The following is a 16,826-nucleotide window of genomic DNA, read 5'->3' as shown; positions in this document are numbered from 1 at the left end:
AACAGGGTATTTAACCGTTATGAATATAAAAAAGAATACACAAATATAACAAATGAGGATTTGGTTGAAACGAATAGGGATCGTATGCCTGATACCGGTGGTATTGGTTTTATTGGTCTCTGTACTTTTATACATACCGCCTGTTCAGAACTTTGCCGTGAAAAAAGCGGCCTACTATGCCGGTAAAGCTACCGGGATGCAGATAGGGATAGAACGGATACGCCTTTCTTTCCCATTGAACCTGACGGTTCGCGGTGTAGAGGTATTGACTACCCCTGCCGATACGCTTTTGACATTGAAAAGCCTGACCGTAAATGTGCGTGCACTGCCTTTGTTGAAAAAGGAAGTGCTGGTGGACGCGATCGATCTGGAAGGTGTGAAAGTAAATACGGGTACTTTTATCGAAGGAATGGAGATAAAAGGGGTACTCGGACGCTTGTATGCCAAAGCCGACCGCATTAATCTGTCGAAAGAGAAGGTGACATTCAATACGATCGACCTGTCCGATACGGCGATCACTCTGTTACTGAACGATACGACGACGAAGGCCGATACGACCTCTACCGCCGTCAACTGGATTCTGAACCTTCAAAAGATAAATCTCGACCGCGTAGCGTTTGCCATGCAGATGCCCGCGGATTCGTTGCGCCTGTCAACCTATATCGATAAGGCGAACCTGAAAGACGGTATTGTCGACCTGGGGGCTTCGCATTACGGGGCGGATCTGTTCACGCTGACCGGTTCCACTCTCGGATACGATGCCAACTATCAGGATCCGGTTGCCGGTTTCGATCCTTCACATATCGCTTTGAGCAACGTCACGATCTCGCTCGATTCGCTTTTTTACGGCGGACGGGATATCAAGGCGCGTATCCGAGAACTATCTGCCGAGGATCGTTCGGGACTGACTATTTCGTCGCTGACCGGTAGTTTCCATAGCGATAGCACGAACATCAATGTTCCGCAACTGTTGCTGAAAACTCCGTCGTCCGAGGTCCGTTTGCTGGCAATGGTTCCCTGGAGCTCTTTCGATGAGAATCCGGAAGGGAACATGCGGGTGCTGCTGACCGCTTCGGTGGGAAAAGAAGATGTTATGACCTTTGCCGGTGAGCTGCCGCCCGATTTTCAAAAGGCTTATCCGCAGAAACCGCTATCGCTGACGGCCGGTGTGGAAGGAAACTTGTCCTCTATGCTTCTCCGCCAGTTGAAGGGTGAATTGCCGGGTACTTTCCGGATGGATGTTTCCGGGACGATGCAGTCGCTTACCGACAGTATCCGCCGTTCGGGAAAACTGAACCTGAAAGCGGAGACGGGGAACCTGGATTTTCTCTTGAGTATGCTTCCGGCTGCCGAACGTCACCGGTATAATATCCCTTCCGGTATTAAGCTGACCGGTGAGGCTGCTTTGAAGAATAATGAGTACAAGGCCGATCTCCTGTTGCGGGAAGATAAAGGGAAAGTACTGCTGACCGCTAGTTTCAATCCGGGTAAGGAAGCCTATAAAGCCGACCTGAAAGTCGATAGCCTGGAACCAGTTCATTTTATGCCGCTCGATTCGCTGTATTATCTGACCGCTTCCATACAGGCGGAAGGGAAGGGCTTCGATCCTTTCAAGAGTTCTTCGTGGGCGAAACTGGACGGGAAACTGACAGATATCCGCTACGGAAATTATAATGTATCCGATGTAACGATGGACGGTTCGCTGGAAAAGAATTTCCTTAAATTCGACCTGTTGAGTAAATACCCGCTGGCGGAAATGGACCTGACGCTGAATGCCACGTTGCTGAAGAAAGAGATCAAAGCGATGGTGATTGCCGATGTCACGAATTTAGACCTCTACGGCATGCATCTGATGAATGATTCGCTGGCTACCTCTTTCCAGCTTTTTGCGGAGGCGGAAACGGATATGGGGAAGAACAACCTGGTCGATGTCACGCTGGGAAACTGGGAACTGATCACCACCACAGGCACGTATAAGCCGAAAACGCTTACCCTGCATGCCCAGAGTACGAAGGATACCACCCGTGTCTCCTTTCATGCGGGCGACCTGGGGATCGTGCTGACCGGTAACTCCGACCTGGAAACAATGACCGACAAGTTCAACAAGATTTCCGAGGGGCTGAACAAACAGCTTGAAAAAGATTCAATGATCAATATCCCTGCTTTCAAACCGTTGTTGCCGGATATGCATCTGGCGGTGTCGGCGGGAAAGGATAATCCGATCTATAATATATTGCAGCAGGCGAATATCTCGTTCAATAACCTGAGCCTGGAGGCTTTTACCTCTCCTGAAGAGGGTTTCCGGCTGGATGCGGGCGTTTATAATCTGATGCAGGACACGACACGGATCGATACGATCAGTTTTGCCATCCGTCAGGACTCACTCGGTCTGCTATATGATGCCGGGGTGATCAAGACGAAATTCCGCCAGCAGGCTCCTTTCACAGCCGGAGTCAAGGGGAAAATCCGGAATACGTTTGCCGATGCCGAAGTGCTGTACACAGATGGAAAAGGGGATACGGGTATTCTGCTCGGATTGCGTGCCGACAAGGTGGAGGAGGGGATCAACCTGCATCTCTTCCCGGACAATCCGATCCTGGCTTTCCGTCCTTTCAAACTGAATCCGGATAATTATATTCTTTATAAGAATGAGAAAGATATTGCTGCCAACGTTCGCCTGTCGGGCGATGAGAATGCCTCTTTGTGGATCCATTCGCTACCCGAAAAGGACAAGATGGAGGAACTGCATCTCGAATTGAGCCAGATCAACCTGGACGTTATCTCGAAAGCATTTACGGAGATACCGGCCATGCAGGGGATACTGAGTGCCGACATGCAGTACGCGCCGTCGGACAGTTCGTTCCTGGTGGTGGTCGATGCGAATATCGACAATCTGATCTACGAAGGCGGACGGGTAGGGGAATTGATGTTCAGTACCGTTTATCTCCCGCTGGCAGATAACCAGCACCAGGTCGATATGCACTTCTTCCGCGATCAGAACGAAGTGATGTCGGCGACTGCCCTTTATAAGATGGGGAAAGAAGATCATCTGGACGGAACGCTCGACGTGACGCATCTCCCGCTGGATATGGTAAATCCGTTTATCCCCGATAATATGGCATCGCTGAACGGTGTACTGGAAGGAAATATGACGATAAAGGGCAGCAGTAAGGCGCCCGAAGTGAACGGATATATCGAGATGGATTCGACCTCGATGTTCGTGACTGCTGTAGGAACGAGTTTCCGGGTGGACGATAAGAAGATCGTAGTGAAGGACAATAAGATCCTGTTCGACGAATACCATATCCATGCCGCCGGAAAGAATCCGTTCGTGATAGACGGTACGGTCGATTTCCGGAATCCGTCGAGGATGATGGCAGACCTGAAACTGACGGCCGACCATATGCAGTTGCTCGATGTGAAACGGAATAAGGAAAGCATGGTGTACGGCAAGTTGCTCGTCAACCTGATGTCGACGGTAAAAGGGCCGCTCGATGCGCTGATGATGCGTGGCAGCCTGCAACTGTTGGGCGGGACGAACGTGACCTATGTCATGAAGGATTCTCCGCTGACGGTGCAGGACCGACTTTCCGACCTGGTGACTTTCACCTCTTTTGAAGATACACTGGTGAACCGCCGTCGGCAGGAAGCTCCGTTACCTTTGGGTGGCCTGGATATGTTGCTGACGATACGTATCGACCAGTCTGTGCGGCTGAATGCCGATATCACCCCCGACCGTTCCAGCAAAGTGGAACTCGAAGGAGGCGGCGACCTCTCTTTCCAGTATACCCCGCAGGGCGAGATGATCCTGAACGGACGTTATACGCTCTCGGGCGGTATTGTGAAATATGCTTTGCCGATCATCCCGTTGAAGGAATTTAATATACAGGACGGCAGTTATGTGCAGTGGAGCGGCGACCCGATGGACCCGTATCTGGACCTGACGGCAACCGAACGCATTCGCACCAATGTAACCCAGGATGGTAGCGGTTCGCGTATGGTAAACTTCGATGTAGGTATCGCCCTGAAGCAGCAATTGGAGAATCTGGGCTTGCAGTTCGTTCTGACGGCTCCCGAAGATCAGACGATGCAAACGAGTCTGAACAGCATGGGTGAGGATGAACGGACGAAGCTGGCTGTCGGCATGATCATCACCGGAATGTACCTGGCAAACAGCAGCGGTGGGAAACAGAACCTGAATATGGGGGCCGCCCTGAACAGTTTCCTGAACAGTGAGATCAGCAATATTGCCGGAAGTGCCCTGAAGACGGTCGATATCTCCTTTGGTATGGATAGCTACGATGAAAACGGCGACGGAACGGGTGGACAGCGGACCGATTATAATTTCAGCTTTGCGAAACGTTTCTGGAACGATCGTATCCGTATCGTGCTGGGCGGCCGTATCTCGACTGGCGAGAATGCGAGCAACAGCAACCAGACACAGGCCTTTATCGACAATGTTTCGATCGAATACCGTCTGGATGCCAGCGGAACGCGCTACGTGAAGTTGTTCCACGACAAAAACTACGAAAGTTTGTTGGAAGGGGAGATCACGGAGACAGGGGTCGGTATCGTCCTGCGCCGCAAGATGCTTCATATGCGGGAGTTGTTCAACTTTAAGAAAAACAGACCTAAACCGGTTTACGAGGAGGAAGAATAATGGAGAAAAAGAGATATGATCAGTTGCAGCAAGCTGGCGGAAGTCCCGTTGGCCTGTTTCATCGTTGTGATAGCCTTGCGGAAACCCTGCCGACCTGTTGCAGAGGTTGCGACAGCCTTGCGGGAATTCCGACAGCCTGTTGCTGCATTGCGGCAGCCTCGCGGGAATCCCGACGGCCTGTTGCAGGAGGAACAACTGATTCGCGGCAGTTGCGGCAGTCTGTTGCAGGTGCTGCAACTACTTATTTGCTGATGTTTTTGGCCGTAGCATGCCTGTTCTCTTGTTCGACCACCAAAAACCTCCCCGAGGGAGAAGTCCTTTATACCGGAATCAAAAAGATCGACGTTACCCACGACGATAAGACAACCGCCGGCGAGGATGCCCTTGCCGAAGTGGAGGGTGCTCTTGCCTACCCTCCCAACAATGCCCTGCTGGGAAGTTCGTCCATCCGCGTGCCGTTCCCTTTCGGCCTGTGGGTCTATAATGCTTTTGTCAATAAAAAAGGTAAAGTCGGAAAATGGATTTTCGATAAGCTGGCAGCCAAGCCGGTATTTATCTCGACGGTGAATCCCGACGTGCGTATCAAAGTGGCACAGAACCTGCTGAAAGAATATGGCTACTTCAATGGAACGACTTCTTTCCAGGTGGACACTAACCCGAAGAATGCAAAGAAAGCCAAGTTAGTTTACCAGGTGGAGATGAACCAGCCTTACACCTATGACAGTATCCGTTATGTCAGGATGCGTCATAAGATGGATACGCTGGTACAAAATACCATAGGCGACCGCCTGCTCCGTGATGGGGATAACTTCAACGTAACGAATCTGGAAGCCGAGCGGCAGCGTATCACCTCTCTGCTGCGTAACAACGGGTTCTATTATTTTCGTCCCGAGTTCATCACTTACCAGGCGGATACGATCATGAACCCCGGTAAAGTGGCACTTCGTGTCATGACAAAACCCGGCCTGCCGCGTGCGGCTCTCCGTCCGTGGACGATCGGCGATATTTCCGTCTGGCTGAACGGCTATAATAACGAGCCGCCGACCGATTCGATCCGTTATAAAGATATGACGGTCTATTACGAAGGCAAACTGCGTGTCCGCCCGTCGGTCCTTTACAACCGCCTGCGTTTCCATTCCGGCGACCTCTATTCGCAGGAGAGCCAGCAGCGGACGCAGACCAGTTATTCGCGTCTCGGTATTTTCCGGTATTCCGAAATGCAATATACTCCGCGTGATACGGCCCGTCGCCAGGATACCCTCGACCTGAAGATCAACACCGTTTACGACCTGCCGCTCGATGGCGAGCTGGAAGTGAACGTGACATCGAAAAGTAACGACCAGTTAGGCCCAGGAGCTATCTTCAGTGTGACCAAACGAAACGTGTTCGGTGGAGGTGAGACCTTCGGTGTACGTTTGCGCGGTTCTTACGAGTGGCAGACCGGTAAGCGGGTAGACGGTGCCAAATCGGCTATCAATAGTTGGGAGATGGGATTGAGTGGGACGCTGACATTCCCGCAGTTGCTGTTCCCCGGAATGATGAAAAAGGATGGTTTGTATCCTTCGAGTACCTCGTTCCGCCTGTATGTCGACCAGCTGAACCGGGCGCGTTTCTTTAAGATGCTGGCCTTCGGTGGGAATGCTTCGTACGATTACCAGTCGTCTGCTACCAGCCACCATTCGATCACGCCGTTCAAGCTGACATACAACCTGCTCCAGTCGACGACGCATGAGTTTGACAGTATAACGAAATATAACCGTGCCCTGAAGCTGAGTTTGGAGAATCAGTTCGTGCCTGCAATGGGGTATACCTATACCTACGACGATGCCCCGATCACATCCAAACGGAACCATACCTGGCTGCAGCTGTCCGTTTCACAGGCGGGTAACTTGTTGGCTGCCGGTTATGCTATTGCCGGGCAGAAATTCAATGAGGAAGGAAAGCATTTGCTGGGGAATAAATTCGCCCAGTTCGTGAAAGGAACGGCGGAGATCCGTTACAATTATAAGATCGGTCATAACCAGCACCTGGTCGGCCGTATGATGGCGGGAGCTATTTATAGTTACGGAAATGCCCGTATATCTCCTTACAACGAGCAGTTCTATATCGGTGGGGCGAACAGCCTGCGTGCTTTCACGATCCGTTCAATCGGTCCGGGCCGCTATCATCCGGAGGAAAATAATACGTACAGTTATCTGGACCAGACCGGTGACCTGAAGTTCGAAGCCAATCTCGAATACCGTTTCCCGATCCTGGGCGACCTGCATGGGGCAGCTTTTATCGATACCGGTAACATCTGGTTGATCCGTAACGACGATCAACGTCCCGGCGGTCAGTTGAAATGGGGCCGTTTCCTGAAAGATCTGGCACTCGATGCCGGTGTCGGTTTGCGTTACGATCTGACCTTCATCGTTATCCGTCTGGACATGGGTATTCCTCTGCATGTTCCTTACGAGACGGATAAAAACGGTTATTTCAACGTTCCCAAATATACTCCGGGCTGGCACCTGGCAATCGGGTATCCGTTCTGATTTATCCTATGATCAGATAGCTTGTATAAGCAATATAGCAAAGAACCATAATAACCCCTTCGAGGCGGGTGATGGTTCGTTTTTTGATAAAGAGACCGAAGAGGTAAAGCAATACGCAGGAACCGATCAGGACTCCCAGGTCTATATTCGTGATTCCTTTCATGTTCAGCGGGCTGATCGTGGCGCTACAACCCAGTACAAAGAATATATTGAACAGGTTGGAACCGATCACATTTCCGATCGCCATCTCCGGATTCTTCTTCAGCGCGGCAACTACCGATGTGGCAAGTTCCGGCAGGGAAGTCCCCCCGGCGACCAGTGTCAAACCGATAATAGATTCGCTGACTCCCAGGCTGCGTGCAATGCCCGAAGCCCCATCCACAAAGAACTGCCCTCCGTAAACCAGTCCGGCCAGTCCTCCGGCGATATACAGCGCAGATCTCCATACCGGCATCTGCTTTATCGAACTGTCTTCTTCGTCCTTCCCGTTATGGGCAATCGCAAACGTATAACTCAGGAAGATTGCGAAAAAGCAGAGTAGCAACATCCCGTCGCTACTGCTGATCGTATTTTCTGCCGCTCCGTTTATCAGTACGTCGTTCCCGCAAATGAACAGTACGACCGACGCAAGGATACACAAAGGAATCTCCTTGCTGAGTGTCCCTTTGTTCATCCCGATAGGAACGATAGCTGCCGTACAGCCGACAATCATAAGTGTATTAAAAATATTCGAACCGACCACGTTTCCGATCGCCATATCCGCACTCCCTTTCAGAGCCGATACAATACTCACGGTCAGTTCCGGGGCAGACGTGCCGAAAGCAACGATCGTCAGTCCGATAACAAGGCTGGAGATGTTAAAGCGTTTGGCTACCGAAGCAGCCCCATCGGTCAGAGCGTTCGCTCCGACCAGGATGAGGAGTAAGCCACCGATTAAAGCAATGACATTCATCAGAATGGCAGGTCGTCGATCGGATTAGCCGGACCGAAATCAGGAGCAGCCGGTGCTGTCGGTGCAGAAGCCGGTGCAAAATTATCCGGAGTCATAGCACCCGGTGCAGACTGTGGAGCCATCGCCATCGGACGGTCTACCTTCCATGCGCTGATGTTTGTGAACCAACGTCCCTGATATTCACGGCTATCTATATCGAATGATACGGTCAATTCTTCTCCGGGTTGTATCGCTGCCTGTTCGATGCGGTCGGCACCGAAGATCTGGAAGCAAACTTTCTTAGGGTATTGGTCATGTGTTTCTAATACGTACTCCTGTTTTTTCCACTCGTTTCCGTTTTTACTTGTGCCGCCCTGTACTGGCAGTACGGCAATAATCTTTCCCGTAATTTCCATATTTATTGTTCTATTAAATTGTCGGCGAAGGTACGCTTTTCCGGCGTAACCTGCTAATTGTTTGGCTTAGATTTTCTCTTCCTGGGGGATTTCGGAAGGGGCGAGGGCATCGAACGCGGCTTTCATCGACAATAGTTCTTCCTTTATTTGTTTCAGTTTATTGACGATCTCTTCCTGCCGGATCGTTGTCTCCCTGTTATCTTTCAGTTTTTGCCGGGCACCCGCCAGCGTCATGCCCCGTTCCTTGACCAGATGGAAGATCAGGCGCACCGCGTCGATATCTTCCTGCTTGTAGAAACGGGTTCCTTTGGCCGTCTTACGTGGGCGGATAATATCGAATTCCTTCTCCCAGAAGCGCAGGGTCGATTCGTTGACGTCGAACATCTGTGCTACCTCGCTGATGGAGAAATACAGCTTCAGATTTTTATCTTTATTTAATGCCATCGTCTTAAAGATGTTTAATCCATTACCTGTCCATGGTTTTCTGCGATCTGGATCATACGGTCGTATTCTTCCGGAGTAAGATCCATGTAGTAGTATCTGGACGGGTTATCATGTTTGCCACGTACTATTACTTCGTAATGCAGGTGCGGGCCGGTTGATTTTCCGGTATTTCCGACTTCTCCGATCACTTCTCCGCGCGTCACCTTCTGGCCGACACGTTTTTTGAATTTGCTCATGTGTCCGTAAAGTGTCTGGAATCCGTAGCCGTGATCGATCATCAGACAGTTACCATACCCTTGTTTCCAGGCGGCAAAAGTAACCACGCCGTCACCGGTCGCATAAATCTCCGTTCCGACTTTGGCAGAGAAGTCCATCCCCGAGTGGAAACGGGGGGTCCGGTAGATCGGGTCGATACGCACCCCGTAACCGGAAGCCGTACGGCGCAGGTCCTTATTGGATATGGGCTGTATGGCAGGTATACACCGACTGCGTTCTTCCTGGTTCTTTCCTAGCTTGATCAACTCTTCCAGGGAGTTGGACTGTATATAAAGTTGCTTGGACAGCATATCCATCTTCTGTGCGGTAGAGACTACCAATTCCGGGTTGGGTAAGTTCATTAGATGTTCGTAACGGTTGGTTCCTCCGAAACCGGACTTACGCACCGATTCCGGAATGGATTCGGCCTGGAAGATAGCGCGGTACAGATTTTCATCACGTTGCTGAATGTCGTCCAGTACTTCCAAGGCATTCGTCAACCGAAGGGAAAGGAGTTCGTATTGGGTCTGTAGCAGTTTGTTCTCTTTCTTCAACAGCGATTCGACCGGTGAGTCGATCGTGTACATCAGGATAAAAAAGACGCCGATACCGATTGCCGCACCGATACTCAAATGACGGAGCACAATGAAGAAGCGGTCTTTGGCGGAGGGGTAAACGCGCTCGTAACTAAGCGTATTCGGGTTATATAAGTAATATGTTTTTCTTGTTTTAAACAGTTTCATTGAATATTTTATTGCTTGGATACGTGCAAAAATAATAATTTGCAGTACTTTTGCAAATTGTTTTTCAGAATATTAACGAGAACTATATAAATAGATTATGTTGACAGCAAAAGAAATCCGTGAATCGTTTAAAGAGTTCTTCGCTTCCAAGCAGCACCAGATTGTACCGTCTGCTCCAATGGTAGTGAAGGGTGACCCGACATTGATGTTCACCAATGCGGGCATGAACCAGTTTAAAGATATAATCCTGGGAAATGTACCTATTAAGTATTCTCGCGTCGCGGACTCGCAGAAATGTCTTCGTGTAAGCGGAAAGCATAACGACCTGGAAGAGGTAGGACACGATACCTATCATCACACCATGTTTGAAATGTTGGGTAACTGGTCGTTCGGTGATTATTTCAAGAAAGAAGCAATCAATTGGGCATGGGAATATCTGGTAGATGTTCTGAAACTGGATCCGAAACGTTTGTATGCTACCGTATTTGAAGGAAGCCCCGCCGAAGGTTTGTCGCGTGACGATGAAGCTGCCGGGTACTGGGAGCAGTTCCTGCCGAAAGATCATATCATCAACGGTAATAAACATGATAATTTCTGGGAAATGGGTGATACCGGTCCTTGCGGTCCCTGCTCCGAAATCCATATCGACCTGCGTCCGGACGAAGAACGTGCGGCCAAGAGCGGCGCTGAAATGGTCAACAAAGATCATCCGCAAGTGATCGAAATCTGGAACCTGGTGTTCATGCAGTTCAACCGTAAAGCGGACGGTTCGCTTGAGCCGCTGCCTGCCAAGGTGATTGATACCGGTATGGGATTCGAACGTCTGTGTATGTCCCTGCAGGGTAAGACTTCCAATTACGATACCGATGTCTTCCAGCCGATCATCCAGGTCATTGCCGGAAAGACCGGAACAAAATATGGCGAGAACAGACAACAGGATATCGCTATGCGTGTGATTGCCGACCATATCCGTACGATAGCATTCTCTATCACAGACGGTCAGTTGCCGTCGAATGCCAAAGCCGGTTATGTGATCCGTCGTATTCTGCGCCGTGCCGTTCGTTACGGTTATACCTTCCTCGGACGCCGGGAAGCATTCATGTACAGCTTGCTGCCTGTCCTGATCGAAACGATGGGAGATGCTTATCCTGAACTGGTTGCCCAGAAGACGCTGATCGAGAAAGTGATCAAGGAAGAAGAAGAATCATTCCTGCGTACCCTGGAAACAGGTATCCGTTTGCTGGATAAGAAAATGGAAGAAACAAAGGCTGCCGGCAAAACCGTTATCAGCGGCGTGGATGCCTTTACATTATATGATACTTACGGATTCCCGTTGGACCTGACTGAACTGATCCTGCGTGAAAACGGTATGGAGGTAAATATCGAAGAGTTCAATGCCGAAATGCAGAAACAGAAAGAACGTGCCCGCAACGCTGCCGCTATCGAGACAGGCGACTGGGTGGTTCTGAAAGAAGGCGAAGCCAAGTTCGTCGGTTACGACCTGTTCGAATGTGAAGCCGAGATTCTGCGTTACCGTAAGATCAAACAGAAGAATAAAGAACTTTTCCAGATCGTCCTGGACCAGACTCCGTTTTATGCAGAGATGGGCGGGCAGGTCGGTGATACCGGATGGTTGATCGCTGACGATGAGAAACTGGATGTAATAGATACCAAGCGTGAAAACAACCTGCCGGTACATTTCGTCACTCGCTTGCCGAAAGATGTAACGGTTACGTTTACGGCTAAGATCAATGAAAAGAAACGTATCCAGTGTGAATGCAATCACTCGGCTACCCACTTGTTGCACGAAGCATTGCGCGAGGTGCTGGGTACACATGTCGAGCAGAAAGGTTCGTATGTTTCTCCTGAAGCATTGCGTTTCGACTTCTCTCACTTCCAGAAAGTGACAGACGAAGAGATCCGCCAGGTAGAAAAGCTGGTGAGTGAAAAGATCCGTGCCAACTTCCCGCTGGAAGAACATCGCAATATGCCGATTGCACAGGCTCAGGCTCTGGGTGCTATGGCTTTGTTCGGAGAAAAGTATGGCGAAGAAGTACGTGTGGTTAAATACGGTTCTTCTATCGAGTTGTGCGGTGGTACGCATATCCCGGCAACCGGTATGATCGGTTCATTGCGTGTAGTGGCAGAAAGTTCCATTGCAGCAGGTGTTCGCCGTATCGAAGCGGTGACGGCCGAAGGTGCGGAGAACTATACATTTATATTGCAGGATTCAATGCGTGAACTGCGTGCTTTATTTAATAATGTACCTAACCTGGCGCAGACGATCCGTAAGTCTATCGAAGAAAATGCGGAATTGAAAAAGCAGGTGGGCGATTATGTGAAGGAAAAAGTAGCTACGTTGAAGAAAGAGCTGATCGCGAAAGCGGTAGAACGTCATGGTGTGAAAGTGGTTGTCTACCGTGGAGAAGCCAATGTGGATGCGATCAAGGACCTGGCATTCCAGATCAAGGGCGAAAGCAATATGGATGAAAAAGTATTCTTTGTGGCCGGAATTAAAGACGGTGCCAAATGTGCTTTGATGGTCATGTTGAGCGAACCGCTCGTAGCCGATGGCCTGGATGCAAGCAAGTTGGTGAAAGATGCTGCCAGACTGATTCAGGGTGGCGGTGGCGGCCAGGCTCATTTCGCAACTGCCGGAGGTAAGAATTCGGATGGCTTGGCTCAGGCTGTCGATCAGATTCTGGAAGCGGCTGATTTGAAATAAGGAAATATATTAGATATCTTTGTAAGAAAGGGGAAGTGCCGGTTGGTCTGGTATTTCCCCTTTGTTTTTTAGATTACAATGTCCCGTGTAAAATATTGTCACTACACCTTTTTTATTCGTAACCTTCCCCTATTTGCATAGAAATCACTGTTTTTAATGTATATTTGCCTGTGCAAAAAATACAAATCAAGTAGACTCTCATAGTATGAAAATGTGTAAACAGCAAAAAGTCTCCCGTATCCTGACCCTTTGCGGGGCTGCAGCGACCTCGTTGTTGCTTTGGGGGTGCAGTGGGGCAGGTGCAACGAACGAATCGTTTGAGCGATCCGATTATTATACCCGTGGTGTCGGTCAGTATCCCGGTAACCCGAAGGAGGATTTTTCTCCCGAACTGGCTCCGGACCATGCCAACTACCGGAATATAGCCCTTTTACGTTCGGCCTTCAACTCGTCCAGTCATGACTATAACCTGACGGCGCAGTTGGCAACAGACGGTATCGTGACCGATCGGCAACCGCAGTATCTGATCCTTTCTTCTCCTTCTGGCGAAGCCCCGCGGCGTGAACGCGAATGGATGATCGACGAGGGACCGTACTCACGGAACACCTTTGAAGGGGCAGATACTTATTTTCAGTTCTCGTTGAATAATTATGACCGAACGGCCGAAGAATTAAGGCTGACAGGTACACTTATCTATGATGACAAAGTAGCGACTGAAGGCTACGAAATTCTCTGCCAAGTCTCGCAAGACGGTGAAAAATGGGTGGAGATGGGTCGATTGGCAGGTAATGGATTGCCAGGCGACCCTGTGCGTTATCGTGTGCCGGTAACAGACCCGAATAAACAGACGGAACAGATTTCCATGCCGGTGCGTAAATTGAATGAAACTATACGCTTCGGCAAGGAAGGGCTGACGTTAGGGAAACGTGTCGACTTTTCCTATTTCCGGGTGGTGCTAAAGATGCCGGGTGCCCATAGCTGGGTGTTTACGGCAGCTGATTTTTATAAAGACGGACAGTTGGTGGAAATGAAACCATCCCAGTTCTTCAACAGTTCCTGGATGAGTGCTACGACAGGCGAAGAATGGCTGTATGTGGATCTGGGTAGCCGTTCCGAATTCGATAAGGTGATCCTGCACTGGATCAACAAAGCTGTAAAGGGTAAGGTGCAAATATCCGAAGATGCCAACCAGTGGACGGATGTGGCCGACCTGCCGGGCGGAGAAAGCCTGCTCGACGAGATAACGCTTGGCGGTAAGAAGAATGCACGCTACGTACGCATCCTGATGCAGCAACCGGCTAACGACAGCCGTTATATCCTGAGCGAACTGGAAGTAATGGGTAAGGGTGGCTTAGTTCCCCAACCTGTTGCCGAACCAGCCGTATCGAAAGGGATGATCAACCTGTCAGGTGGAAACTGGCAACTGCAACGGGCTTCCGAGGTAGCTGCTGCCGGTGAAAAGATATCCACTCCGGACTTCAAGCCGGAAAACTGGATCGTGGCGACTGTCCCGGGAACTGTCCTGAGCAGTTACAAGAATATCGGAGCTATTGCCGATCCGAATTATGCCGACAATCAGTTGCAGATATCGGAATCGTTCTTCAACTCCGACTTCTGGTACCGTGACGAATTTGAAGTGCCGGAAAACTTTAAGCAGGAGCGTCTGTTCCTGAATTTCGACGGTATCAACTGGAAGGCGAACGTCTATGTGAACGGTCGGAAGATCGGTCGTATCGAAGGCGCTTTTATGCGTGGTAAGTTCGATGTGACGGACGCTGTCGTTCCGGGTAAGAATGTGCTTGCCGTAGAGATCATCAAAAACGAACATATCGGTGCGATCAAGGAAAAGAATGCACAGAGCACAGACTTCAACGGTGGTATCCTGGGGGCCGACAATCCTACTTTCCATGCGACGATCGGCTGGGACTGGATCCCGACGATGCGCGGACGTAATATCGGTATCTGGAACGATGTGTTCCTGACAACGACCGGAAAAGTTACGGTTGCCGATCCGCTCGTGACTTCCGTATTGCCGTTACCCGATACGACTTCTGCTACACTGACAGCGGAGGTGATCGTAAAGAACCATGACACCAATGCCGTAAAAGGTATGCTGGAAGGCAAGGTGGGCGATATCACTTTCCAACAGCCGGTAGAACTGGCCGCCGGAGAGGAAAAGGCGGTTGTCTTCGATGCGAAAGACTTTGCCCAGCTGAAGATGGAGAACCCGCGTTTGTGGTGGCCTAAAGGATATGGCGAACCGAACCTGTATGATGCCAACTTCACTTTCAAGGTTGACGATAAGGTATCGGATACGAAAGACTTTAAAGTCGGTATCCGCCAGATGACTTTCAATGAAGATAATCATATCCTGAGCATGTTCATCAACGGCCGCCGTTTCATTGGTCGCGGAGGGAACTGGGGATTCAGTGAATCCAACCTGAACTATCGTGCCCGCGAATACGATATTGCCGTGGCTTACCATGCCGATATGAACTTTACGATCATGCGTAACTGGGTCGGTATGATCGGCGATGAGGAACTGTATGATGCCTGCGACCGTCACGGTATTATGATTTGGCAAGACTTCTGGCTGGCGAATCCGGCTGACGGACCTGATCCTTATTATCCGGAAATGTTTATCGCCAATGCCGAGGATTATGTAAAGCGTATCCGAAGCCACGCATCCATCGGTATCTATTGCGGACGTAACGAAGGTTTCCCGCCCGAACAGATCGACAAGGCTTTACGCCGGATCATTAAGGAAGATCATGCGGATATCCATTATATCTCCAGTTCTGCCGACGATGTGGTGAGCGGTCACGGCCCATACCGCATGCTTCCGGCTAAAGAATACTTCACTTTGAAGACCGGAAACGACAAGTTCCATAGCGAACGCGGTATGCCGAATGTGTTGACATACGAAAGTATGCTACGTACTTTCTCTCCGGAAGGACTGTGGCCACAGGATAACCAGTGGGGTATGCACGATTATACCCGTGAGGGAGCACAGGGTGCCACTTCTTTCAATGAAATCATTGCGAAAGGATACGGCGAACCTCAGAGTGCCAAGGAATTCTCCGAACTGGCGCAGTGGGTGAACTATGATGGCCACCGTAGCTTGTTCGAATCCAGAAGCCTGAACCGTAAAGGTTTGCTGATGTGGATGAGCCACTCTTGCTGGCCTTCTATGGTATGGCAGACGTACGATTATTATTTTGAACCGACAGCTGCTTATTTTGCCATCAAGAAGGCGTCCGAACCGCTGCATATCCAGTGGAATCCGGCAGCCGACGAGGTGGAAGTGGTAAATTACAGTGCCGGTATGCGTAAGGGACTGACAGCAAAAGTGCAGGTCTTGAATATGGATGCATCCGTAGCCTGGGAAAAAGAGGGAACGATCGACAGCAATGAAGATACGACGAATAAATGTATCAAGCTGGAATTTCCCTCCAACTTGTCGAAGGTCCACTTTATCAAGATGACTTTGACGGAGAACGGTAAGGTTATTTCTGATAACTTCTATCACAGAAGCCTGGAAGAAAACAACTATCAGGATCTGCGTACGCTTCCGAAAGTAGCGCTCCAGTCGAATATCTCTACAAACAAAGGGGCTGACGGAACATGGAACGGTAAGGTCGTTATTGAGAACACGACTTCCACTCCGGCATTGATGATCCGTGTCAATGTGGTTGGCGAGAAGGATGGCGAACAATTCCTGCCGATGTTCTATTCTGATAATTATTTCGCATTGCTTCCGGGAGAAAAGAAAGAGGTTAGCTTCCATTGGAAGGATGAAGATACCCGTGGTAATGCGCCGAAGGTAATTGTTTCGGGATATAATGTAGATTGATACAGTGTAAATCGGATAAAAAGTATTCATCCTTTCACCTGTAAAGGCTAATTTGTTTTTATACAAATTATTGTATGTCGTTATAGCAGGTGAATGATTTAATAGAAAAGGTGAACGGTTCATAGTAACTGTTCACCTTTTTATATGTCAGACCCTGTGGCGGGGAATGTTTGATCCTAGGCTGAAGCCTTTGCCACTGTAGTGGCAAAGTTGTGCCATACCTGTGGCATTGCCTTGCCATCGTAGTGGCACTCTTGTGGCATAGGCA

8 protein-coding genes are annotated in these 16,826 nt (G+C 49.8%); 4 read left to right on the top strand and 4 right to left on the bottom strand.

The annotated features are described in order from the left end of the window. The first annotated feature begins 52 nt into the window (after positions 1–52). Together DWW23_RS02595 and DWW23_RS02590 are read left to right on the top strand one after the other, a co-directional pair. Positions 53–4,660 carry a translocation/assembly module TamB domain-containing protein gene (locus DWW23_RS02595; RefSeq protein ID WP_122351738.1) on the top strand — a complete coding sequence of 1,536 codons (4,608 nt, stop codon included), beginning with the start codon at positions 53–55 and terminating at the stop codon, positions 4,658–4,660. A 251-nt stretch (positions 4,661–4,911) separates the two neighbouring features. After that, complete coding sequence (locus tag DWW23_RS02590) at positions 4,912–7,191, top strand: BamA/TamA family outer membrane protein (RefSeq protein ID WP_122352007.1); 2,280 nt, start codon at positions 4,912–4,914, stop codon at positions 7,189–7,191. Position 7,192: 1 nt separating this feature from the next. Here the strand turns inward: DWW23_RS02590 and DWW23_RS02585 are convergent, their stop codons facing one another. From DWW23_RS02585 to DWW23_RS02570, 4 genes are all read right to left on the bottom strand, one after another. Next, on the bottom strand, positions 7,193–8,143 hold the full coding sequence (locus DWW23_RS02585; protein WP_122351737.1) for a calcium/sodium antiporter: 951 nt from the start codon (positions 8,141–8,143) through the stop codon (positions 7,193–7,195). After that, positions 8,143–8,538: a DUF3127 domain-containing protein gene (locus tag DWW23_RS02580; protein WP_122351736.1), complete on the bottom strand. Its 396-nt coding sequence runs from the start codon at positions 8,536–8,538 to the stop codon at positions 8,143–8,145. Before DWW23_RS02580 ends, DWW23_RS02585 begins: the two co-directional genes overlap by 1 nt. A 66-nt stretch (positions 8,539–8,604) precedes the next feature. Then, positions 8,605–8,982, bottom strand: coding sequence for a MerR family transcriptional regulator (locus DWW23_RS02575; protein ID WP_122351735.1), 378 nt, complete (start codon positions 8,980–8,982; stop codon positions 8,605–8,607). 14 nt (positions 8,983–8,996) lie between these two features. Continuing rightward, on the bottom strand, positions 8,997–9,980 hold the full coding sequence (locus DWW23_RS02570) for a M23 family metallopeptidase (RefSeq protein ID WP_122351734.1): 984 nt from the start codon (positions 9,978–9,980) through the stop codon (positions 8,997–8,999). A 97-nt stretch (positions 9,981–10,077) separates the two neighbouring features. Between DWW23_RS02570 and alaS the strand changes: the two genes are divergently transcribed. Further along, a complete protein-coding gene (gene alaS, locus DWW23_RS02565) occupies positions 10,078–12,705 on the top strand; it encodes an alanine--tRNA ligase (protein ID WP_122351733.1) in 2,628 nt (875 codons plus the stop codon). Between the two features lie 205 nt (positions 12,706–12,910). Then, on the top strand, positions 12,911–16,558 hold the full coding sequence (locus DWW23_RS02560) for a sugar-binding domain-containing protein (RefSeq protein WP_122351732.1): 3,648 nt from the start codon (positions 12,911–12,913) through the stop codon (positions 16,556–16,558). Positions 16,559–16,826: the final 268 nt, after the last annotated feature.

It is taken from the genome of Parabacteroides sp. AF14-59, from assembly GCF_003479515.1.
GTDB classification, from domain to species: domain Bacteria; phylum Bacteroidota; class Bacteroidia; order Bacteroidales; family Tannerellaceae; genus Parabacteroides; species Parabacteroides faecis.
Note: the sequence above shows the minus strand (reverse complement) of the source record. Positions and strands in the feature narration are given on the sequence as shown.

Excerpts from the sequence above, each read along its gene's own strand:
- DWW23_RS02570 (WP_122351734.1), bottom strand. The coding sequence starts at position 9,980 with ATGAAACTGTTTAAAACAAGAAAAACATATTACTTATATAACCCGAAT.
- DWW23_RS02560 (WP_122351732.1), top strand. The coding sequence starts at position 12,911 with ATGAAAATGTGTAAACAGCAAAAAGTCTCCCGTATCCTGACCCTTTGC.
- DWW23_RS02595 (WP_122351738.1), top strand. The coding sequence starts at position 53 with ATGAGGATTTGGTTGAAACGAATAGGGATCGTATGCCTGATACCGGTG.
- DWW23_RS02580 (WP_122351736.1), bottom strand. The coding sequence starts at position 8,538 with ATGGAAATTACGGGAAAGATTATTGCCGTACTGCCAGTACAGGGCGGC.
- DWW23_RS02575 (WP_122351735.1), bottom strand. The coding sequence starts at position 8,982 with ATGGCATTAAATAAAGATAAAAATCTGAAGCTGTATTTCTCCATCAGC.
- DWW23_RS02585 (WP_122351737.1), bottom strand. The coding sequence starts at position 8,143 with ATGAATGTCATTGCTTTAATCGGTGGCTTACTCCTCATCCTGGTCGGA.
- alaS (WP_122351733.1), top strand. The coding sequence starts at position 10,078 with ATGTTGACAGCAAAAGAAATCCGTGAATCGTTTAAAGAGTTCTTCGCT.
- DWW23_RS02590 (WP_122352007.1), top strand. The coding sequence starts at position 4,912 with ATGTTTTTGGCCGTAGCATGCCTGTTCTCTTGTTCGACCACCAAAAAC.